Below are 20,387 nucleotides of genomic sequence, written 5' to 3' on the forward strand. Positions count from 1 at the left end.
GGGTTATGGTGATCCCCGTGGTGACCGAAACCCGGACCCGGCAGGACCGCGCGGCGGGCACGCGCACGTTGATCCTGGACGCGGCCGTCGAGTGCCTGGTCGAACTCGGCTACGCGGGCGCGTCCACCTTGGCCATCCAGGCCAAGGCGGGCGTGTCGCGTGGCCGCCTGCTGCACCACTTCCCGTCGCGGGACGAGCTGCTGGTCGCGGCGACCCAGCACCTCACCGCGACCCGGCTCGCGCAGACCGAGGTGCGGGTCGCCGAGCAGCTCGCCGGAGAACCGGAGGGCCCGCGACGGGTCGAGCGGTGCATCGAGCTGCTGTGGATGACCTTCCACGAGCCGGTGTTCTGGGCGGCCGTCGAACTGTGGACCGCGGCGCGGACGAACGAGGCGCTGGCCGCGGCGCTGCGGCCGGAGGAGCGGGCGCTGCGCGACGCGATTCGCCGGGTCGGCGACCGGATCTGGGGCCCGGCGGTGTGCGCGCACCCGAACTACCCGGAGCTGCGGGAGCTGCTGTTCACGAGCATGCGTGGCGCGGCGCTGCCCTACACCTTCGAGCGGCGGCGGCAGCCGGCGAACGACCCGCATGTCGCGCTGTGGAAGTCGCTGGCGCACCGGCTGCTCTTCGCTGACGGTCAGTGTTGACTGTTTCCCTCGGCGCACGGTAGAAACGCGGTTACCCTGACCCACCGGATCGCCGAGGTTGCCGATGTCCGGAGCTGTCGAAGTGCCCCGCCTCCTCGGGCGTGGGATGACCATGGGCGACCAGCTCGCCCGCCACGCACGCAAGCAGGGCGACGAGCCCGCCTTCTCGTTCGAGGGCGCCACCCTCACCTACCGCCAGTTCGACCAGCGCGTGAGCCGGCTGGCCAACGCGCTGCGTGACCGGGGTGTGCACTACGGCGACCGGGTCGTCGTGCTCGGCCTGAACACGCTGGAAGTGCTCGAGGTCTACTTCGCGTCGACGCGCCTCGGCGCGATCTGCGTGCCGGTGAACTTCCGGCTCGTCGCCGACGAGATCGCCTACGTGCTGAGCGACAGCGGCGCCAGGGCGAGCGTGGTGCACGCGCCGCTCGCCGCGGCGCTGGCCAAGGCGCGCGAGCAGGTCGGGGAGCCGGGCCCGTGCCTGGTGTTCGGCGGCGCGTTCGAGGGCATGGAGGACTACGAGGAGGCGCTGGCCGCGGCGTCGCCCGAGTTCGACGAGATCGCGGTGGACGAGCAGGACGCCGCGTTCATCATGTACACCTCGGGCACCACCGGCCGGCCGAAGGGCGCGGTGCTCACGCACCACAACCTGCTCATGCACGCCTTCAGCAACATGGCCTCGCTGGACACCGGGCCTGGTGACAAGGTGTGGCTGGCCGCGGCGCCGCTGTTCCACATCGCCGGGCTGTCCGGCATGCTGCCGAACCTGCTGCTCGGCGGGCGGACGGTGCTGCTGCCGAGCGGCCAGTTCGACCCGGTGGCCGTGGTGGACCTGATGGAGCGCGAGCGGGTGTCGTCGGTGTTCCTGGTGCCCGCGCAGTGGCAGGCGATCGTGAACGTGCCGGACATCGCTTCGCGGGATCTGTCGTCGTTGTCGAAGATCTCGTGGGGCGCGGCGCCGGCGTCGACGACGTTGCTGCGCACGATGATCGACACGTTCCCGCAGGCCGAGGTGACGACGGCGTTCGGGCAGACCGAGTGCAGCCCCGTGACCACGCTGCTGCGCGGGGAGGACTCGATCCGCAAGATCGGCTCGGTCGGCACGCCGATGCTCAACGTCGAGGTGCGCGTCGTGGACGACGACATGAACGACGTCGAGCCCGGTGAGGTCGGCGAGATCGTCTACCGCAGCCCGATGGTGATGAAGGAGTACTGGAACAAGCCGGCCGAGACGGCGGAGGCGTTCCGCGGCGGCTGGTTCCACTCCGGTGACCTGGTGCGACAGGACGAGGACGGCTACTACTTCGTGGTGGACCGCAAGAAGGACATGATCATCTCCGGTGGCGAGAACATCTACTGCGCCGAGGTGGAGAACGTGCTGGCGGCGCACCCGAAGATCGGCGAGGTCGCGTTGATCGGCGTGCCGGACGAGAAGTGGGGGGAGACGCCGCTGGCGGTCATTTCGCCGCGCTCCCCCGGCGACGCGCCAACGGCCGCGGAGCTGGAGGAGTGGTGCCTCGACCGGCTGGCGCGGTACAAGCGGCCGCGGAAGATCGCGGTGGTGCCTGCGCTGCCGCGGAACCCGAGCGGCAAGGTGCTGAAGACGCAGCTGCGCGCCGACCGGGAGGCCGGGAAGCTGCCGATCGAGGAGGCTTGACCGCCGGCGGAGGAATTCAGCCGCCGGTCAGTGCCTTCACGACCCGTGACGGGCTGGGGCGGCCGAGCTGCTGGGCCATCCAGGCGCTCGTCCGCACCAGCGCGTCGAGGTCCACACCGTGTTCGACGCCCAGGCCGTCGAGCATCCACACCAGGTCTTCGGTCGCGAGGTTGCCGGTGGCCGCCTTCGCGTACGGGCACCCGCCGAGGCCGCCGGCCGAGGAGTCCACTGTGGTCACTCCGGCTTTCAGCGCGGCCAGCGTGTTGGACAATGCCTGGCCGTAGGTGTCGTGGAAGTGCACGGCGAGCTTGGTGACGTCGCCGAACGCGCCGACGACGGCTTCGACGTGCCCCGGCGTGGCGACGCCGATCGTGTCGCCGAGGGAGAGCTGGAAACAGCCCATGTCGAGCAGCCTGCGGCCGGCGTTCGCGACCTGCTCGACGGGCACGGCGCCCTCCCACGGGTCGCCGAAGCACATCGAGAGGTAGCCGCGCACCTCCAGCCCTTCGTGCCGGGCCCGCCGCACGACCGGCTCGAACATCGCGAACTGCTCGTCGTAGGAACGGTTGAGGTTCTTGCGCGCGAAGGTCTCGGTGGCGCTGCCGAAGATGGCGATCGACTCCACCCCCAGCGCGAGCGCCCGGTCGAGGCCGCGCTCGTTGGGCACCAGGACGGGGTACTTCACCCCCGGGCGGCGGTCGAGCTTGGCGAGGAGATCATCGGCGTCGGCGAGCTGCGGAACCCACTTCGGGTGGACGAAACTGGTCGCTTCGAGGGTCGTGAGCCCCGCCCCGGCGAGCCGCCGGAGGAACTCGAGCTTCGTCTCCAGGCCGACGACGGTCTGCTCGTTCTGCAGCCCGTCACGCGGGCCGACCTCCCAGATCGTCACCCGCTCCGGCAGGTCCCCGCTGGACGCCTCCCGCTGGGGCAACCCCAGCTCACGCACACTCGCCACACCAACAGGTTAACGCTCACTAACGCAGCCGTCCAGTGCGCCCAGCCCACCACCAGTGCTGGGTGGTCATCCCGGAGCCTGCCCGTCCGGCGAGGACTCTTTTGATCTTTTCCCGCCCTTCGGGCGGTGCGCCTCACGGCGCACGAAAGGTCACCTCACGACCACCCCCGCCCCCGATGCCTGATTGTGTTTCAGTCGCCGAGCAGCGGCGTCAAGGCGGGAAAGAGTACCTTGACCCCGCTGATCGGCGACCAAAGATCGGCTGTGGATCGGGGGTGGGGGAGGTCTGGTTGGGTAGTCGCTTGCTTTTCGTTGCCGGCTTCCAGTCGGGGTTAGCCGTGGACGACTACGCCTCGGATGTTCTTGCCTGCCACCAGGTCCTCGTAGCCCTGGTTGACGTCCTCCAGGCGGTACCGGTTGGTGACCAGCTCGTCCAGCTTCAGCGTGCCCGCCTGGTACAGGTCCAGCATCTTCAGGATGTCGCGCTGCGGGTTGCCGCTGCCGAAGAGGCTCCCCTTGATCGTCTTCTCCCACAGGGTGAGCACCGCGCCGGAGACGTGGATCGTCGCCTTCGCGGGGTCCGCCAGGCCGGTCACGACGACGACCCCGCCCTTGCCGACGACGTCGAACGCCGCCGACATCACCTCTTCGTCCACCACCCCGACCGTGACCAGCGCCTTGTCCGCGCCCTGCCCCCTGGTCAGCTCGGTGACCACCTCGTGCGCCTCCCCCGCCGTCGCGAAGGCGTGGGTGGCTCCCAGCTTCAGCGCGGTGTCCCGCTTGAACGCCAGCGGGTCGACCACCACGACGTTCTTCGCCCCGGCGTGCGCCGCGCCCTGCACCGAGTTGATGCCGATCCCGCCGATGCCGTAGATCACCACGGTTTCCCCCGGCCGCACGTCCCCCGCGTACACGGCCGTGCCCCACCCGGTCGGGACACCACAGCCGACGAGCACCGCGGTCTCCAGCGGCACGCTTTCGTCCACTTTGACCACCGAGTGCTGCGAAATGGTCGAGTACTCGGCGAAAGTGCCCAGCATGCACATCTGCCCGTAGTCGACCCCGCCCTTGTGGAACCGGAAACTGCCGTCCGGGAAGCTCCCCTCCAGGATCGTCGCACCCATGTCGCACAGGCTCTGGTGCCCGGTGGCGCAATAGCGGCACGTGCCGCAGTTCGGGATGAACGAGCACACCACGTGGTCACCGGGCTTGACCTTCGTGACGCCCGGCCCGACCTCCTCGATGATCCCGGCACCCTCGTGCCCACCGACGATCGGGAACCGCGGCGGCAGATCTCCATCCGACAGGTGCAGGTCGGAGTGGCACAAGCCGGCCGCGACGTACCGGATCAGGACCTCGCCCTCCCGCGGGCCGTCCAGGTCCAGCTCGGTGATCTCGAACGGTGTCTTGAAGTCCGTGAGTACAGCTGCCTTGACCTTCATGCGGGTTCTCCTCAGAGCGCGACGTTGACGGCTTTGGTCTGGGTGTAGAGGTCGATGGCTTCGGCGCCGAGCTCGCGGCCCCAGCCGGACTGCTTGTACCCGCCGAACGGGATCGCGGTGTCGAAGCCGTTGTAGCAGTTGACCCACACCGAACCGGCCTTGATCTGCTTCGCCACCCGGTGCGCACGCGAGATGTCCCGCGTCCAGATCCCCGCAGCCAGGCCGTATTCGGTGTTGTTCGCGGCCGCGGCGAGACCGTCCTCGGCCGAGAACGGGATCGCGGCCACGACCGGGCCGAAGATCTCCTCGCGCACCACGCTCATGTCGTCGCGCACGTCCACCAGCACGGTCGGCTCGACGTAGTACCCGGAGTCGCCGTGACGGCCGCCGCCGGTCAGGGCACGGGCGCCGTCCGCGATGCCCTGCCGCAGGTAGCTGGTGACCCGGTCGAGCTGCTCCTGCGACACGAGCGGGCCCAGCTGCGTCGTCGGGTCCAGGCCGGGACCGATCTTGACCTGGCTCGCGAACTCGGCGACGCCCTGGGTGAACTCCTCGAAGATCGACTCCTCGACGAACAACCGCGTGCCCGCCACACAGCACTGGCCGTGGTTGAACAACCAGGCGTTGGCCGAGCCGGGGATCGCGGCCTCCAGGTCGGCGTCGGCGAACACGATGTTGGGGCTCTTGCCGCCCAGCTCCAGCGACACCTTCTTCAGGTTTCCCTTGGCCGCGTCCACGATCTTCTTGCCCACCTCGGTGGAACCGGTGAACGCGACCTTGTCGACGTCGTCGTGCGCGGCCAGCGCGGCGCCCGCGTCACCGAACCCGGTGAGGATGTTGACCACGCCGTCCGGGAACCCGGCTTCGCAGAACAGCTCGCCGAGCAGCAACGCCGTGAGCGGGGTCTGCTCGGCCGGCTTCAGGATGACGGTGTTGCCCGCCGCGAGCGCCGGCGCCAGCTTGAACGCCGCCATCACCAGTGGGAAGTTCCACGGGATGATCTGCGCGCACACGCCGACCGGTTCCCGCAGCGTGTAGGCGTGCCACTGGCTGCCCGGGATCCACGGCACCGACGGGGTGATCGTGCGGCCCTCGATCTTGGTCGCCCACCCGGCGTAGTAGTGGAAGATGTCGGCCGCCCAGGCGACGTCGACGCCCTGCGCGACCGCCACGGACTTGCCGTTGTCCAGCGCCTCCAGCTGCGCGAACTGCTCGGCGCGCTCCAGCAGCAGGTCGCCGATCCGCCAGATCAGGCGCTGCCGCTCGGACGGCGTGGTGCGGGACCACGGCCCGTCCTCGAACGCGCGCCGCGCCGCGGCCACCGCGCGGTCGACGTCCTCGGCGGCGCCGTGCGCCACCTCGGTGATCTTCTCCCCCGTGGCGGGGTCGAAGGTGGGGAACGTCCGGCCCGACGCCGCGTTCACCCACTGCCCGCCGATCAGCAGCTGCTTGGTCCCGGACACGAACTCCCGAACCGCCGGCCGCACGGTCTGCTCCGCTACCGCAGTCACACCAACCTCCTCGTCGTGGACATGGCGGTAATGGTGACCTGCGCAACAGCGGGCTAACCGTGTCAAGTTGACACAGTGACCTCACATCGCACGGGGCTGCGTCGTCGGACCGGCATGGACATCGCGTTGTGGATCATCGCGGCCGCGCTGGCCGCCGTCTTCCTGGCCAGCGGGGCCGTCAAACTGGCGCAGCCAGCGGAAAAGCTGGCCGCCACCGGGCTCACCCTCGGCCTCGGCAAGACCATCGGAGTGCTGGAGGTGCTCGCCGCGGCCGGGCTGATCCTGCCCGCCGCGCTGGACATCGCGCCGGTGCTGTCGCCGCTCGCGGCCACCGGGCTGGTGCTGCTGATGGCCGGGGCGGTCGTGCTGCACGTCCGCCGCCGCGAAACGAAGGTCGTGGCGGTGCCCGCGGTGCTGCTCGTGCTGGCCGCCGTCGTGGCCTGGGGGTGGTTCGCGTGACCACGTTCGAGGACCGCGTCGATATCGAGGCGCTGCGCGGCGAGTTCAAAGAACTCCCAGTGCGCCTGCAGCCGCTCGATGCAGGCGCGGATCTCGTCCGGTTCGGTGAAGTCGGCGACGGGCGGGATGCACCAGCGGCCGTCCGCCGTGAACAGGGACGCGAACCGGTCGTAGTCCCGCACCGGCGCACCCCGGACGGCCGGCGGTTCACCGAACGCGTCTACGAGATGCGGTACGTCGACGAGACGGCGCTGCCCGGCAAGGTCAGCTCAACCCCAGGCTCCGCACCCGGCGGTGCAGCGTCGAGCGGCTGATGCCGAGCAGCTTCGCGGCGTGGGCCTTGTTGCCGCCGCAGTCCCGCAGCGCGGCGGCGATCGCGTCGTGTTCGAGCTGCTCGATCGGCGTGAGGTGACGTGCCCTCGGGCTGCCCTGGTAGGCCTCCGGCAGGTCACGCGGCAGCACGTCACCACACGCGCGGCCGGTCGCGACGTGCCGCAGCAGCGCCTTCAGCTCACGCAGGTTGCCCGGCCACGGCTGCGCGGCGAGCACCTCCAGCGTGCGGGGCACGAACCGGAGGGTCGAGCCGAGGTCGGCGAGCATCGCCGCGACCAGCGCGGGCAGTTCGTCCCGCCGGGAGCGGAGCGGGGCCAGCTCGCGGCGGGCGATGCAGCGGCTGGCGAGGTCGGTGGCGGGGCCGGTCAGCTCGGACGGCGGCGGGCCGGTGAACGCGAACCAGCCGTGGTCCATGGCGGCGCCGACCCGGGCGGCCGCGTCCGCGGGCAGCAGGGCGATGTTCTCGATCACCAGCAGCCCGGTGTGCGACGCGACGAGCTGGTCCATGGTCGGGGCCCAGTGCTGGGCGTCCACGGCGTCGAGCACCGCCAGCGCCGACTCCCCCGCCAGCTCGCGGGCCACCGTCGAACGGCCGGTGCCGGGCTCGCCGCTGATGAGGACGTGCGTGCGTTGTTCGCGGTAGGTGGTGAAGTCCCGCTGCACCGGTCGCGGATTGGCGCGCCGCGGGATCGCTTGCACCGTCGGCGGTTCCAGCTCGAACAGCACGCCGGACGCGCCTGTGATGCGCTCGAAGGACACGTCGGCGACGCGACCGGAGGACAGCCGCACGCTGCGGGCCTGCCGGACGCCGAACGGGGCGTCCATGGCGAGCCCGCGGAGGACGGCGTGGTCCGCGGCGTCGAGCAGGTCGGTGGCGGCGGCGTTGGCGAGGACGACGTCGTCGCCCAGCACCAGGACCGGGCGCAGGCGGTTGAGGGCGGCGGCCTGGTAGGCGGCGAGCATCCGCTGCTCGGCCGCGCGGGAACCCTCCAGCAGGCGCTGCTCGATGTCGGCGACCGCGCGGCGCAGGAACGGGCCGAGCAGCGGGCTGGCGTGGTCGGCCGGGCAGGTGATGTCGAGGACGCCCTCCAGGCGGCGGGTCACCGGGTGCGTGATCGGGTGGCCGTAGCAGGCGAAGGCCTTGAAACTGTCGATGAAGTGCTCGTGCCCGTGCACGGCGAGGCCCTGGCGCAGCTCGAACACGGTCGCGATCGAGTTGGTGCCGGTGTTCTCCTCGGTGAAGCGCCTGCCGGGGACGACGCCGAGCCGGTCGAGGGTGGATTCCAGCTGGTGCTCGCCGAACCGCCGGTCGACGATCCAGGCGTCGCGGTCGGCGAGGATGAGGCTGAACGCGGTGTCGGCGAGCTCGCGGGTGGCCTGGTCGAGGACGGGTTCGGCGGCGAGAACGAGCCTGCTGCGGCGGTCGATGTCCGCGACGGTGAGCCGGTCGACCGCGGCGTCCGGCCGGAGCCCGGACAGCTCCGCCCGGCGCCACGACTTGGCGATCTCGGGCCGCAACGCTGCGTTCTCCATCCTCGCCTCCCTTGGCGCCGATGCCCGAGCCACGTTAGCAACGGTTAACGCCGCAGGTCGAGCGCTTGCCCCCGTCCGGGGGTGCCGCTCAGACGCCGAGTGTGGACTCGCCGCGCCGACGTGGAACTCGCGCGCCGGAGGGTGGGACTCGCGCTCAGCCGCGGGGGTGTCCAGCACCCGGGCGAGCACCCACGCCCGCGCACCCTCCGAGCGCACCTCACCCGGGAAGCGAAACCAGGGGCACCGCTTCCCCCGCCAAGCGTGGAACTCGCCGCACCGAACGTGGGACTCGCCGCACCGAACGTGGAACTCGCCGCGCCGAACGTGGGACTCGCGCGCGGGAGCGCGCAACTCGCGGGTCAGCCGGGGTTGTCGAGCGCCCGCGCGAGTACCTGTGCCAGGTGCAGCGCCTGCCGTCCGGTGAGGTCGTCGATCTGGGTGCGGCAGCTGAAGCCGTCCGCGAGCACCATCGTGTCCGGGGACGCGGCCTCCACCTCGGGCACCAGCACCCGGTTCGCCGCGGCGACCGACACCTCGTAGTGCCCCTTTTCGACCCCGAAGTTGCCGGCCAGCCCGCAGCACCCCGAGTCCAGTGTCCGGTTCCGCACACCCACCCGGCGGAGCAACCGTTCGTCCGCCGCGTTGCCCATCACCGCGTGCTGGTGGCAGTGCTGCTGTGTGATCGCCGACGCCTCGACCTCCGGGAACTCCACGTCCGGCGCGTACTTCTCCAGGAACTCCGCCAGCGTGAACGCCTGCGACGGCAGCCCGTGCAGCTCGGAGTCGTCCAGCAGCTCCCGCGAGTCGTGCCGGAACACCGCCAGGCAGCTCGGCTCCAGGCCCACGATCGGCGTCCCCGCCTCCAGTTCCGGCCGCAGCACCCGCAACGTCCGCCGCAGCACGCGGCGCGCCACGCCGAGCTGCCCGGTCGAGATCCAGGTCAGCCCGCAGCACACCGACGACGACGGCAGCACCACGTCGAACCCGGCGTGCTCCAGCACCCGCACCGCGTCGTGGCCGACCTCGGGCGACAGGAAGTTCGTGAACGTGTCCGGCCACAACACCACCCGCGGCCGCCCCCGCTCCCGCGCCCGGAACCCGCGGCGGAACGTCCGCGGCGCGAACCGCGGCAGCGACCGCTCCGGCGTGATCCCGCCGGCCTTCTTCACCAGCCCGGACAACCGCCCGCCCAGCACGCGGTTCGCCAGCCGCGGCGCGCCCGACGCCAGCCGCGCCAGCACCGGCAGGAACCCGAGCGTGTAGTGGCTCGCCGGGCGCAACCGCCCCGCGTAGTGCTGGTGCAGGAACTCCGCCTTGTACGACGCCATGTCCACGTTGACCGGGCAGTCCGACAGACAACCCTTGCACGCCAGGCACAGGTCCAGCGCCTCCAGCACCTCGCCGGAGCGCCAGCCGTCGGTGACCGTCTCGCCGCGCATCATCTCGAACAACAGCCGCGACCGCCCGCGCGTCGAATGCTCCTCGCGCCCGGTGACCATGTAGCTCGGGCACATCACGCCGGACGACTTGTCGACACACGCCCCGACGCCGACGCACCGCCGCGTCGCGGTCGCCAGGCTGCCCCCGTCGTGCGGGTACTTCAACGTCACCGGCAACGACCGCACCGGGCCGTCGAACCGCAGGTCCGCGTCCAGCTTCCGGGGCCGCACCAGGTTGCCCGGGTTGAGCAGGTCGTCTGGGTCCCAGATCGCCTTGAACCGCTCGAACAGCGCCAGGATCTCCGGCGGGTACATCCGCGACAGCAGCTCCGCCCGCGCCTGCCCGTCGCCGTGCTCGCCGGACAGCGACCCGCCGTGCCGCACCACCAGGTCCGCCGCGTCCTCCATGAACGCCCGGAACTGCCGCCTGCCCTCCTCGCTGGTCAGGCCGAAGTTGATGCGCACGTGCACGCACCCCTCGCCGAAGTGTCCATAAGGGACACCGCGCAGCCCGTACTTCCCCAGCAGGGCGCGGAAATCCCGCAGGTACGCGCCGAGGTTCGCGGGCGGCACCGCGGAGTCCTCCCACCCCGGCCAGGCCTCGGAACCGTCCGCCATGCGGGTCACGATCCCGGCCGCGGCCTCGCGCACCGACCACAGCACCCGCTGGTCCGCCGGCCGCGTCTCCACGACCGTCGCCGCGCCGGTGTCCCGTTCCAGGGCCGCCGCGACTTCGGCAGCCCGCGCCGCCGCCTCCGCCGGGTCCGCTCCCCCGACCTCGACGAACAACCAGCCGCGCCCCGCCGGCAGCAGGTCGACAGCCGGGTGCGACCGGCGCATCAACAGGGAGTCGATGAGGTCGCGGCCCATGCCCTCGACGGTCAACGGCTTCAGCGGCAGCACCGACGGCACCGCGTCGGCGGCCGCGATGTCGTCCACGTAGCCCGCCACGACCAGCGCACGGGCCGCGGGCGCGGGCACCAGCCGCACGGTGATCTCGGTCAGCAGCACGCAGGTGCCCTCGGTGCCGACCAGCGCGCGGACCAGGTTCGTCCCGTTCTCCGGGAGCAACTGGTCCAGGGCGTACCCCGACACACGCCGCGGGATCGACGGGAACGACGTGCGCAGCAGCGCCAGGTTGTCCAGCGCGAGCTGCTTCGACTGGGCGACCCGCGGATCGTCCGGCAGCGACGGGCCGATCGCCAGCCGCGTCCCGTCCGCGGTCAGCACGTCCAGCGCCACCACGTTGTCCGCGGTCCGCCCCCACGCCACCGAGTGCGAGCCGCACGCGTCGTTGCCCACCATGCCGCCGATCGTGCAGCGGCTGTGGGTCGACGGGTCCGGCCCGAACGTCAGCCCGTGCGGAGCGGCGGCAGCGCGCAACGCGTCCAGCACCACGCCGGGCTGCACGCGCGCGGTCCGCGCCTCCGGGTCGATCTCCAGGACCCGGTTCAGGTGCCTGCTGTAGTCGATTACGACACCCTCGCCGAGCGCCTGCCCGCCGATGCTCGTTCCGGCGCCGCGCGCGGTGATGGGGATCCGGAACTCCCGGCACAGCCGGACCGTCGTCTCCAGATCCTCCACAGTGGACGGGAACACGACAGCCAGCGGCACGTGCCGGTAGTTCGACGCGTCCATGCTGTAGGTCGCGCGTGCCGTCGTGCCGGACTCGACCTCACCGGTGAGCGCGTGGCCCAGCTCCGCGAGGAACCGGGCCACGCGCTCGTCCGCGACCACCGTCATGAAGCCGATTCCCCCGGCACCGGATCGCCTGCCCGCAGTGGCGCGGCGGCGAAACGCCCCTCGTGGGCGAGCACCGGACGGCGGTCACCGGCCAGCTCCGGGTACTTCTGCTCGAGCTTCTCCCGCCGGGTCATCTGCCGGTGCCAGTGCCGCACCGTTTCCCGGTCGCCGTTGCGGGTGCCGCGCCAGCTCTTCGGCGCGTCGTCCCGGCTGGGCCCGGCCGAGGCGACCCCGCCGAGCCGCACCGCGGACGGCAGGCGGCGCGGCGACGAACCGCACGCACAGCTCGGCGCCGGGCTGGCGGACGAGGGCACGAGCGCCTCGAACCGGTTCCCGCACTCGCACGCGTAGTCGTAGATGGGCATTCGATCACCAGTTCTCGATCGACTGGGCGAAGATCGCCTCCAGGTCCTCGGCGCGGACCGGCCGCGGCGAGATGGTCAGCAGCCGCTCCTGCTTGAGGGTGCCCTCGACCAGGTCGCCGATGTCGCCCTCGTCGTAGCCGACGCCGCCGATCCCGTTGGGCGTGCCGATGTCGCGCATCAGCGAGGACAACACGAACGGCAGCTGGTCCACCGCGTCGCGCTGCTTCGGCGCGTGCGGGTCGAGGATCCGCGCGGCCCGCAGGTGCTTCTCCGGGTTCGTCGGGAAGGTGAACCGGAACGCCGCGGGCGCGGTCAGCGACACCGACTCGCCGTGCGGGACCATCGCCTCGTCCTGCGGGTAGTTCTTCGGCCGGTACTCCTTGACGCGCCCGGCGATCGGGTACGCGCAGGCGTGCGGGATGTGCACGCCCGCGTTGCCGAACCCCATGCCGGCGAACGTCGCGGCCAGCATCATGTCCGTGCGCGCGGCGAGGTCGCCACCGTTGAGCACAGCCTTGCGGAACGAGCGGGCCAGCAGGGTCAGCGCCTGCTCGGTCCAGGCGTCCGAGATCGGGTTCGACCCGCAGTAGGCGACCCGGGTGTCCGCGCGGTGCCGCGGGAAGGAGTCGAACGGCTTGGCCGTGTAGGACTCCAGCGCGTGGCACAGCACGTCCATCCCGCTGGCCGCGGTCACCTCGGGCGGCATGCTGAGCGTCAGCAGCGGGTCGACCACCGCCATCGACGGCCGCAGCCGCGGGTGGCTGATGCCGGACTTCACCTTCAGGTCGAGGAAGTCCATGATGCACACCGGCGTCGTCTCCGACCCGGTGCCCGCCGTGGTCGGCACCGCGACCAGCGGCTTCAGCGGCCCGGCGGGCGCCTTGCCCTGCCCGATCGGCTTGTTGACGTAGTCGTAGAGGTCGGCCGGGTAGGTGGTCATCAGGTTGATGGCCTTGGCGGTGTCGATCGACGAGCCGCCGCCGACCGCGATGAACCCGTCCCACTCGGACTGCTTCGCGAAGTCCACCGCGGCCTGGATGCTGACGTCGGTCGGTTCGACGTGCACCTGGTCGTAGACCTCGACGGTCAGCCCGCCCGCCTTGGCCGCGTCGGCGACCCGCTGCGGCACGCCGGTGGCGGCGACGCCCGGGTCGGTGACGATGAGGACCCGTTCCGCGCCCATCTGCGCGAGGTCCCAGCCGATCTCGTCGACGGCGCCGGCGCCGAACTTCAGCGGCGTCGCGCCCCAGGTGAAGACGGTCTCGTTGAGGTATTCGGTCATGCCCGTGCCTTTCAGCCGAAGTACCCGTCGGGGGCGAACGGGAGCTTGGCGGCCTGCTCCGGGTCGTGCCCGAAGATCACCTCCGCGTTCGTCTCCTCGGCGATGCGCCGCAGCTTCTCCACCGACTCCAGCCAGCGCACGCTGTCCCAGACGATCGCGGCGCCGACGGCAGGCGGGCCCCAGCTCTCGCCGAGGTAGACCGCGTCGGAGGTGAAGATCTTGGTGCCCGCCTCCGGCAGGTCCACCCGCAGTGACATCGTCCCCCAGGTGTGGCCCGGTGTCTCGATGACGCTGACGCCCGGCGCGATTTCGGCGTCACCGGAGACGAGTTCGTAGTCGATGCCCTCGTAGTCGGCCTTGAGGTGCGCGCCCTTGAACGGCCCGTCGATGCCGAGCGCGCCCTCGTGCTCGTTCGCGTTGACGATGATCCGGGTCTTGCCGTTGTCGAAGAGCTTCGCGTTGGCGGCGTGGTCGAAGTGCAGGTGGGACAGCACCAGCACGTCGATGTCGTCCGGCGTCAGCTCCAGCGCGGCCAGCGAGTCCTGCAGGTAGGTGGTGCCCTCCTGAACGGGGAAGAACTCCTGCAGCCCGGTGGGCGCCCAGCGGGTCTCCCAGTCCTGCGGAACGCCCGTGTCCCACAGGATGCGCCCGTCCGGGTGCTCGATGAGCACCGCGTGGGTCGGGCACGTCGTCCACACCGCTTCCTTGCGGGTGTTCGAACGGTCGGTGATGGTCGCACCCGGCTTGAGCAGCAGCCAGGTCTGGTCGCATTCCATGGTTCCGGTCTTGAGCAGGTGAACCTTGCTCGGTGCCGTCATCTGCGCCTCCTTGCGCGTCAGGACAGAGCCGAGCACAGAGTGGCATGTAGCATGCTACTCGTCAACGACGGGGGTAGCCGGTCCACTCCAACGAGACCGGCGGGACCGGATCACCGCTGGCCGCGGCCTCCTGGCCGATCAGCAGCCGGGCCGTGTTGAGCAGGTGCGCGCGCATGGACTCGGCGGCTTCGTCGGCCTTGCCCGCTTCGATGAGCGCGAAGATCTCCTCGTGCTCGGCGAGGATGTCGGACAGGCTGCGGGAGGTGTCGACGGTCGAGGCGCCGCGCAGCAGGACCATGTCGCGCAGCGAGTCGATGTAGCGGGCGAGCCGCACGTTGCCGGACGCCTCGTTGATGACCTCGTGGAAGCGCCGGTCGGCGGCCATGAAGGTGGTCTCGTCGCGTTTCTCCGCGGCGGCGCGCATCACCTTGAGCTGGGCGGCCAGCTCCTTGACCCACGCGGCGGTCCGCTGCGTGACGGCGCGGTGGGTCGCCGGGACCTCCAGCAGCAGCCGGATCGCGAAGACCTCCTCCAGATCGTGCAGCGACGTCTGGAGGATGCGCACCCCGCGGTTGCGCTCGAACCGCACCATGCCGCGCTCGGCCAGCTGGATCAGCGCCTCCCGCACCGGCGTCCGGGACACGCCGAGCCGCTCCGCGAGGTCGTGCACCGAGTACAGGCTGCCCGCGACGAGCTCGCCGTTGACGATGGCGCTCTTCAGCTCGTCGAGAATCTTCCCGGCGAGGTTGGCGTCGTTCCCGATCTGCCGCATCCGGGCATTTTCCCACGGCGACGGGGTCCCGGCGGCGCCGCTTCGGCACTGCGCGGCGCGCCGGGAACGCGGTCGCCGGTTTCGCGGCTGTCCCGCCGGGTACGCCCCACGTCATGGACGCGGAGATCACCTTGCGTGTCGACGGCGCCACCCACCAGCTGACGCTCGACAGCCGCACCACCCTCCTGGACGCCCTGCGCGAACGCCTCGGCGTCACCAGCCCCAAGAAGGGCTGCGACCACGGCCAGTGCGGGGCCTGCACGGTCCTGGTCGGCGGCCGCCGGATCCTGTCCTGCCTGTCGCTGGCCGTCGCGCAGGACGGGGCCGAGGTCACGACCGCCGCGGGGCTCGCTCCGGACGGTGAGCTGCACCCGGTCCAGCGCGCGTTCCTGGAGCACGACGGGTTCCAGTGCGGCTACTGCACGCCGGGCCAGATCTGCTCCGCGGTCGGCGCGCTGGACGAGGTCAAGCAGGGCTGGCCGAGCCACGCGACCCCGGCGGTCAGCGAGCGCCCCGCACTGACCCGCGCCGAGATCGCCGAGCGGATGAGCGGCAACCTGTGCCGATGCGCCGCCTACGACGGCATCGTCAGCGCGATCGAGGAGGCGGCCGGATGAAGCCGTTCACCTACGACTCCCCCGCCGACGCGGACACCGCCGTCCGAACCGTCGCCGCCGACCCGTCCGCGGTGTTCCTGGCCGGCGGCACGAACCTCGTCGACCACCTCAAGCTCGGCGTCGCCCGCCCTGGCCGGCTCGTCGACGTCACCCACCTGACCTCCACCGAGATCACCGAGCGCGACGGCCTCCTGTCGATCGGCGCCGGGGTGCGCAACAGCGACCTGGCCGCCGACCCGCGGATCCGGTCGCGCTACCCGGTGCTCGCCGAATCGCTGCTCGCCGGCGCGTCCGGGCAGCTGCGCAACATGGCCACCACCGGCGGGAACCCGTTGCAGCGCACGCGGTGCGCGTACTTCCAGGACGTCACCACCCCGTGCAACAAGCGCGAGCCCGGCTCCGGCTGCTCCGCGATCGACGGCTACACCCGCTACCACGCGATCCTCGGCGCGTCCGAGCACTGCGTCGCGACGCACCCGTCCGACCTGGCGGTCGCGCTGGCCGCGCTGGACGCCGAGGTGTCCGTGCTCGGACCGGACGGCGAGCGCACGATCCCGTTCACCGAGCTGCACCGCCTGCCCGGCGACACCCCGGAGCGGGACACCGTGCTGGCGCACGGCGACCTGATCACCTCGATCGACCTGCCCGCGCCGCCGGCCGGGAAGCAGCGCTACCGGAAGGTCCGCGACCGCGCCTCCTACGCGTTCGCGCTGGTGTCGGTGGCGGCCGTGCTGGCGGTCGAGGACGGCACGATCGTCGACGCGCGCATCGCGTTCGGCGGGGTCGCGCACAAACCGTGGCGCGCCTGGCAGGCCGAGGACGTGCTGCGCGGCGCGCCGGCCACCGACGCGACGTTCCGCGCCGCGGCCGAGGAGGAGCTGGCGCAGGCGCGGCCGTTGCCCGGCAACGAGTTCAAGGTCCCGCTGCTGACCCGCACCCTGGTTTCCGTGCTCCGGGAGCTGTCATGACCGCGATCGGCGAACCGCTGGTGCGGCGGGACGGCACACGCAAGGTCACCGGCACCGCCACGTACGCCTACGAGACGCCGGCCGGCACGCCGGTGTTCTGCCACCCCGTGCAGGCCACCGTGGCGCGCGGCCGGATCGCCGCGATCCACACCGCCGAGGCCGAGGTGCTCGACGGTGTGCTGGACGTGATCACCTACCGCAGCGCCGAGCGGCTGGCGTCCACAGCGGACGCCGAACTGGCCGTGCTGCAGGACCGCGAGATCGCCTTCCGCGGCCAGGTGATCGGGCTGGTGGTCGCGGAGACCTCGGAGGTCGCGCGGCACGGCGCCGAGCTGGTGTTCGCGACCTACGACGAGCGCGAGCACGACACCGAACTGTCCGCGGACCGCGACGACCTGTACAAGCCGGAGAAGGTCAACCCGGCGTTCCCCACGGACACCGCGGCCGGGGACGTCGACGCGGCGATGGCGTCCGCCGACGTGACGGTCGAGCAGACCTACCGCACCGCGATGTACCACAACAACCCGCTGGAGCCGCACGCGACGACGGCCTTGTGGGACAACGACGTCCTGACGTTGTGGGACTCGACGCAGGGCGTGCACCCGTCGCGCAAGGCCATCGCGAAGGTGTTCGGCCTGCCCGAGGAACGGGTGCGGGTGGTGTGCCCGTACGTCGGCGGCGGGTTCGGGTCGAAGGGCCTGCCGCACGCGAACGTGGTGCTGGCCGCGATGGCCGCGCGGGCCTACCCGGGACGGCCGGTGAAGCTCGCGCTGACGCGGCAGCAGATGTTCTCGCTCGCCGGGTACCGGACGCCGACGATCCAGAAGATGCGGCTCGGCGCGACGCGTGACGGCAGGCTGACCGCGATCGGGCTCGACGTGGTCGAGCAGACCTCGCGCATCAAGGAGTTCGCGGAGCAGACCGCGTTGCCCTCGCGCATGATGTACGCCGCGCCGAACCGGCGCACCACGCACCGGCTGGCCGCGCTGGACGTGCCGGTGCCGTCGTGGATGCGCGCACCCGGCGAGTGCCCCGGCATGTTCGGGCCCGAGGTGGCAATGGACGAGCTGGCCTACGAGCTGGGCATCGACCCGGTCGAGCTGCGGATCCGCAACGAGCCGGAAGTGGACCCGGAGTCGGGCAACCCGTTCTCCAGCAGGCACCTGGTGGACTGCCTGCGCGAGGGCGCCCGGCGGTTCGGCTGGGACTCGCGCGACCCGCGCCCGGGCGTGCGGCTGGAGGACGGCTGGCTGGTCGGCACCGGAGTCGCGGCGTCGGTGTACCCGTCGTCGACGCGGCCGGGGTCGACCGCGGTGGTGCGGTTCGAGGGCGGCCGGTACGCCGTGGAGATCGGCGCGGCCGACCTGGGGACCGGCGCGTGGACGGTGCTGCCGCAGATCGCCGCGGAGGCGCTGGAGGTGCCGGCCGAGGAGATCGACATGCGGCTCGGCGACACCGCGTACCCGGAGGCGGCGGTGGCCGGCGGTTCGGCAGGCACGGCGACCTGGGGTTCGGCGGTGTTCGAGGCGGCGCGCACGTTCCGCGACAAGTACGGCCGCGACCCGGCCGACGGCGCCGAGGCGGACGCGACGACCGGGGACAACCCGGCGCGCAAGGAGTACGCGATGTACGCGTTCGGCGCGCAGTTCGCCGAGGCGCGGGTGCACGCGGACACCGGGGAAATCCGGGTGCCGCGGCTGCTCGGGGTGTTCGCCGCGGGCCGGATCGTCAACCCGCGGACCGCGCGGTCGCAGTTCCTCGGCGGCATGACGATGGGACTGTCGATGGCGCTGCACGAGGAGAGCGTGTGGGACCCGCGGTTCGGGCAGGTGGTCAACCACGACCTGGCCGAGTACCACATCGCGGTGAACGCCGACGTCGACGACGTCCAGGCGCACTGGCTCGACGAGCGCGACCCGCACGTGAACCCGCTCGGGGTCAAGGGGATCGGCGAGATCGGGATCGTGGGCACGGCCGCGGCGGTGGCGAACGCGGTGTTCCACGCGACCGGGGCGCGGATCCGGGACCTGCCGATCACGCTCGACAAGGTGCTGCCCGCGTTGCCGTGAATTGTCGGTGGGTCTCGTTATGGTCGGCGCGTGGAGAATTTTCGGATCGCTGTCGATGACCGTGAACTGGCGGACCTGAGGGACCGCCTGGCGCGCACGCGCTGGCCGGACGCCGAGACGGTGGACGACTGGTCGCAGGGGGTGCCGCTGGAGTACCTGCGGTCGCTGTGCGCGTACTGGGCGGACGGGTACGACTGGCGCGCGTTCGAGAAGCGGGTCAACGCGCTGCCGCAGTACCGGACGACGATCGACGGCGTGGGCATCCACTTCGCGCACGTGCGCTCGCCGCACCCCGGCGCGTTGCCGCTGGTGCTGACCAACGGGTGGCCGGGGTCGATCGTGGAGTACCTGGACGTGGTCGGGCCGCTGACCGACCCGGTCTCCCACGGTGGGTCGGCCGCGGACGCGTTCCACGTGGTGCTGCCGACGCTGCCCGGCTACGGCTTCAGCGACAAGCCCACCTCGCCCGGCTGGGGTGTGCAGCGGATCGCCGATGCGTGGGCCTCGCTGATGGCCTCGCTGGGGTATACGCGGTACGGGGCGCACGGCAGCGACTGGGGCAACAGCATCACCACCGCGATGGGGCAGCAGCACCCGGACGTGCTGGCCGGGATCCACGTGCAGCCCCCGATCGCGGCGCCCGATCCGGCGACGTTCGCCGATCTGTCACCGCGGGAACGGGAGGCGCTGGACGCGCTGGCCGAGGCGGAGTCGCGGGAGTCGGGCTACTCGGCGGAGCAGTCGACGAAACCGCAGACCGTCGGGTACGGGTTGGTGGACTCGCCGGTGGCGTTGTGCGCGTGGATCGTGGAGAAGTACCACTCGTGGGTGGACACGGGCAGCGTGCTGACGCGCGACCAGCTGCTCGACAACGTGAGCGTGTACTGGTTCACCCGCAGCGGCGCGTCATCGGCGCGGTTGTACTGGGAGAGCTTCAAGCAGGTGTCGGACTGGTTCAGCAGGTCCACTTCGGACACGGTCCCGGTGCCGACGGGGTGCTCGGTGTTCCCACGCGAGGTGCCGCGCCCGTCGCGCCGCTGGGCAGCCCGCCGGTACACCGACATCCGCTACTGGAACGAACCCGAGCGCGGCGGCCACTTCGCGGCGCTCGAAGAGCCGGAGGTGTGGGTGGAGGAGATCCGGAACTTCTTCCGCCTGGTGCGCTGATCGGGAGAGATCGCCACCCGCTTCCGAGCGGCGCGGCGATGCGCTTGCCCGCCGCGTATCGCCGGGCCGCGCGCCCTCAGCCCGGGAGGCCTGAACCCCTGTCAGCCACGTTCACGGCGGCACCGCCCCGGCGAACCAGCAGCCGCTCCCGTCGGCGCGCGCCGCCGCGCCGACAGCCTCCGGCAAACCCCGGCCGGCGCGCACCTGGCCGTACCCACCGGCACTGCCCCGGCAACCGCCCCCACGAGGGAAGCGCCACACCCACCAGCCGCCCGCGAGCCCACCCTCCCCGCACGGCACAGGTCGCAATTCCGTCGAGTCCACGGCAGCACCGACCCCGGCAACCAGCAACCGCTCGCCGGGGCCGCCGCGCCGCATCGACCAGCCTCCGGCAAACCCCACCGGCGCTCACCCAGCCCTCTCGCCACGACAGAGTCACCCGTTGCCGTTGGGGGCGCGTCGTCGCGTTGAGGTTTGGTCGCTGCTGGTGTGTGGGCGCGTCGGCGACGGGCGTGGGGTCAGGGCGAGCCTGGACGAGCTGCCGTTCGGGGCGTCGCCGCACAGAGGCTCGGCGCCGAGAACGCCCCCGGCGAGTCTGCTGGGAGCGTTC

The 20,387-nt window shown here is 71.7% G+C and carries 17 protein-coding genes; 8 read left to right on the forward strand and 9 right to left on the reverse strand.

The window, feature by feature from the left end; translation table 11 throughout:
- Nucleotides 1-17: 17 nt before the first annotated feature.
- Both AMYTH_RS0117850 and AMYTH_RS0117855 read left to right on the forward strand, forming a co-directional pair.
- Nucleotides 18-647 carry a TetR/AcrR family transcriptional regulator gene (locus tag AMYTH_RS0117850; RefSeq protein WP_228684848.1) on the forward strand — a complete coding sequence of 210 codons (630 nt, stop codon included), beginning with the start codon at nt 18-20 and terminating at the stop codon, nt 645-647.
- A gap of 64 nt (nt 648-711) precedes the next feature.
- Complete coding sequence (locus tag AMYTH_RS0117855; protein ID WP_037322589.1) at nt 712-2,304, forward strand: long-chain-fatty-acid--CoA ligase; 1,593 nt, start codon at nt 712-714, stop codon at nt 2,302-2,304.
- Nucleotides 2,305-2,320: 16 nt separating this feature from the next.
- On the opposite strand, the gene AMYTH_RS0117860 is transcribed toward AMYTH_RS0117855, so the two are convergent.
- From AMYTH_RS0117860 to AMYTH_RS0117870, 3 genes are all read right to left on the reverse strand, one after another.
- Nucleotides 2,321-3,259 carry a hydroxymethylglutaryl-CoA lyase gene (locus AMYTH_RS0117860; RefSeq protein WP_027931484.1) on the reverse strand — a complete coding sequence of 313 codons (939 nt, stop codon included), beginning with the start codon at nt 3,257-3,259 and terminating at the stop codon, nt 2,321-2,323.
- A 332-nt stretch (nt 3,260-3,591) separates the two neighbouring features.
- A complete protein-coding gene (locus tag AMYTH_RS0117865) occupies nt 3,592-4,701 on the reverse strand; it encodes an NDMA-dependent alcohol dehydrogenase (protein ID WP_027931485.1) in 1,110 nt (369 codons plus the stop codon).
- Between the two features lie 11 nt (nt 4,702-4,712).
- Complete coding sequence (locus tag AMYTH_RS0117870) at nt 4,713-6,212, reverse strand: aldehyde dehydrogenase family protein (RefSeq protein ID WP_027931486.1); 1,500 nt, start codon at nt 6,210-6,212, stop codon at nt 4,713-4,715.
- Nucleotides 6,213-6,326: 114 nt separating this feature from the next.
- Here AMYTH_RS0117870 and AMYTH_RS0117875 point away from each other — a divergent pair, with 114 nt between their 5' ends.
- Both AMYTH_RS0117875 and AMYTH_RS49940 read left to right on the forward strand, forming a co-directional pair.
- On the forward strand, nt 6,327-6,671 hold the full coding sequence (locus AMYTH_RS0117875; RefSeq protein ID WP_027931487.1) for a DoxX family protein: 345 nt from the start codon (nt 6,327-6,329) through the stop codon (nt 6,669-6,671).
- Nucleotides 6,668-6,985, forward strand: coding sequence for a hypothetical protein (locus tag AMYTH_RS49940; RefSeq protein WP_027931488.1), 318 nt, complete (start codon nt 6,668-6,670; stop codon nt 6,983-6,985). Before AMYTH_RS0117875 ends, AMYTH_RS49940 begins: the two co-directional genes overlap by 4 nt.
- Here AMYTH_RS49940 and AMYTH_RS0117885 read toward each other — a convergent pair.
- From AMYTH_RS0117885 to AMYTH_RS0117910, 6 genes are all read right to left on the reverse strand, one after another.
- On the reverse strand, nt 6,936-8,537 hold the full coding sequence (locus AMYTH_RS0117885; RefSeq protein WP_027931489.1) for a sigma-54-dependent Fis family transcriptional regulator: 1,602 nt from the start codon (nt 8,535-8,537) through the stop codon (nt 6,936-6,938). The two genes, AMYTH_RS49940 and AMYTH_RS0117885, sit on opposite strands and share 50 nt — an antisense overlap.
- A gap of 359 nt (nt 8,538-8,896) precedes the next feature.
- Nucleotides 8,897-11,719 (reverse strand): FAD-binding and (Fe-S)-binding domain-containing protein, encoded by a 2,823-nt coding sequence (locus AMYTH_RS0117890; RefSeq protein WP_051362731.1) that lies wholly within the window; start codon nt 11,717-11,719, stop codon nt 8,897-8,899.
- The gene (locus AMYTH_RS45190) at nt 11,716-12,084 is read right to left on the reverse strand and encodes an FmdB family zinc ribbon protein (RefSeq protein WP_037322591.1); all 369 of its coding nucleotides are present in this window, start codon (nt 12,082-12,084) and stop codon (nt 11,716-11,718) included. The genes AMYTH_RS0117890 and AMYTH_RS45190 overlap by 4 nt, the downstream gene beginning before the upstream one ends.
- A gap of 4 nt (nt 12,085-12,088) precedes the next feature.
- Complete coding sequence (locus AMYTH_RS0117900) at nt 12,089-13,366, reverse strand: hydroxyacid-oxoacid transhydrogenase (RefSeq protein WP_017981320.1); 1,278 nt, start codon at nt 13,364-13,366, stop codon at nt 12,089-12,091.
- Nucleotides 13,367-13,377: 11 nt separating this feature from the next.
- Nucleotides 13,378-14,184, reverse strand: coding sequence for an N-acyl homoserine lactonase family protein (locus AMYTH_RS0117905; RefSeq protein ID WP_027931491.1), 807 nt, complete (start codon nt 14,182-14,184; stop codon nt 13,378-13,380).
- 61 nt (nt 14,185-14,245) lie between these two features.
- A complete protein-coding gene (locus AMYTH_RS0117910) occupies nt 14,246-14,956 on the reverse strand; it encodes a GntR family transcriptional regulator (RefSeq protein ID WP_027931492.1) in 711 nt (236 codons plus the stop codon).
- 113 nt (nt 14,957-15,069) lie between these two features.
- Here AMYTH_RS0117910 and AMYTH_RS0117915 point away from each other — a divergent pair, with 113 nt between their 5' ends.
- The 4 genes from AMYTH_RS0117915 to AMYTH_RS0117930 are packed head-to-tail and all read left to right on the forward strand — an operon-like array spanning nt 15,070 to nt 19,777.
- Complete coding sequence (locus tag AMYTH_RS0117915) at nt 15,070-15,573, forward strand: 2Fe-2S iron-sulfur cluster-binding protein (protein ID WP_027931493.1); 504 nt, start codon at nt 15,070-15,072, stop codon at nt 15,571-15,573.
- Nucleotides 15,570-16,541 carry an FAD binding domain-containing protein gene (locus AMYTH_RS0117920; RefSeq protein ID WP_027931494.1) on the forward strand — a complete coding sequence of 324 codons (972 nt, stop codon included), beginning with the start codon at nt 15,570-15,572 and terminating at the stop codon, nt 16,539-16,541. The genes AMYTH_RS0117915 and AMYTH_RS0117920 overlap by 4 nt, the downstream gene beginning before the upstream one ends.
- Complete coding sequence (locus AMYTH_RS0117925; protein WP_027931495.1) at nt 16,538-18,610, forward strand: xanthine dehydrogenase family protein molybdopterin-binding subunit; 2,073 nt, start codon at nt 16,538-16,540, stop codon at nt 18,608-18,610. Before AMYTH_RS0117920 ends, AMYTH_RS0117925 begins: the two co-directional genes overlap by 4 nt.
- Before the next feature lie 30 nt (nt 18,611-18,640).
- Nucleotides 18,641-19,777, forward strand: coding sequence for an epoxide hydrolase family protein (locus AMYTH_RS0117930; protein ID WP_027931496.1), 1,137 nt, complete (start codon nt 18,641-18,643; stop codon nt 19,775-19,777).
- The last annotated feature ends 610 nt before the right edge of the window (nt 19,778-20,387 follow it).

Origin of the sequence: Amycolatopsis thermoflava N1165 (genome assembly GCF_000473265.1) — a bacterium.
Lineage (GTDB): Bacteria > Actinomycetota > Actinomycetes > Mycobacteriales > Pseudonocardiaceae > Amycolatopsis_E > Amycolatopsis_E thermoflava.

What these genes read in the sequence shown, in the direction of transcription:
- AMYTH_RS0117855 (WP_037322589.1), top strand. Translation starts at nt 712, where the DNA reads ATGTCCGGAGCTGTCGAAGTGCCCCGCCTCCTCGGGCGTGGGATGACC.
- AMYTH_RS0117865 (WP_027931485.1), bottom strand. Translation starts at nt 4,701, where the DNA reads ATGAAGGTCAAGGCAGCTGTACTCACGGACTTCAAGACACCGTTCGAG.
- AMYTH_RS0117875 (WP_027931487.1), top strand. Translation starts at nt 6,327, where the DNA reads ATGGACATCGCGTTGTGGATCATCGCGGCCGCGCTGGCCGCCGTCTTC.
- AMYTH_RS0117885 (WP_027931489.1), bottom strand. Translation starts at nt 8,537, where the DNA reads ATGGAGAACGCAGCGTTGCGGCCCGAGATCGCCAAGTCGTGGCGCCGG.
- AMYTH_RS0117890 (WP_051362731.1), bottom strand. Translation starts at nt 11,719, where the DNA reads ATGACGGTGGTCGCGGACGAGCGCGTGGCCCGGTTCCTCGCGGAGCTG.
- AMYTH_RS45190 (WP_037322591.1), bottom strand. Translation starts at nt 12,084, where the DNA reads ATGCCCATCTACGACTACGCGTGCGAGTGCGGGAACCGGTTCGAGGCG.
- AMYTH_RS0117900 (WP_017981320.1), bottom strand. Translation starts at nt 13,366, where the DNA reads ATGACCGAATACCTCAACGAGACCGTCTTCACCTGGGGCGCGACGCCG.
- AMYTH_RS0117905 (WP_027931491.1), bottom strand. Translation starts at nt 14,184, where the DNA reads ATGACGGCACCGAGCAAGGTTCACCTGCTCAAGACCGGAACCATGGAA.
- AMYTH_RS0117910 (WP_027931492.1), bottom strand. Translation starts at nt 14,956, where the DNA reads ATGCGGCAGATCGGGAACGACGCCAACCTCGCCGGGAAGATTCTCGAC.
- AMYTH_RS0117915 (WP_027931493.1), top strand. Translation starts at nt 15,070, where the DNA reads ATGGACGCGGAGATCACCTTGCGTGTCGACGGCGCCACCCACCAGCTG.
- AMYTH_RS0117920 (WP_027931494.1), top strand. Translation starts at nt 15,570, where the DNA reads ATGAAGCCGTTCACCTACGACTCCCCCGCCGACGCGGACACCGCCGTC.
- AMYTH_RS0117925 (WP_027931495.1), top strand. Translation starts at nt 16,538, where the DNA reads ATGACCGCGATCGGCGAACCGCTGGTGCGGCGGGACGGCACACGCAAG.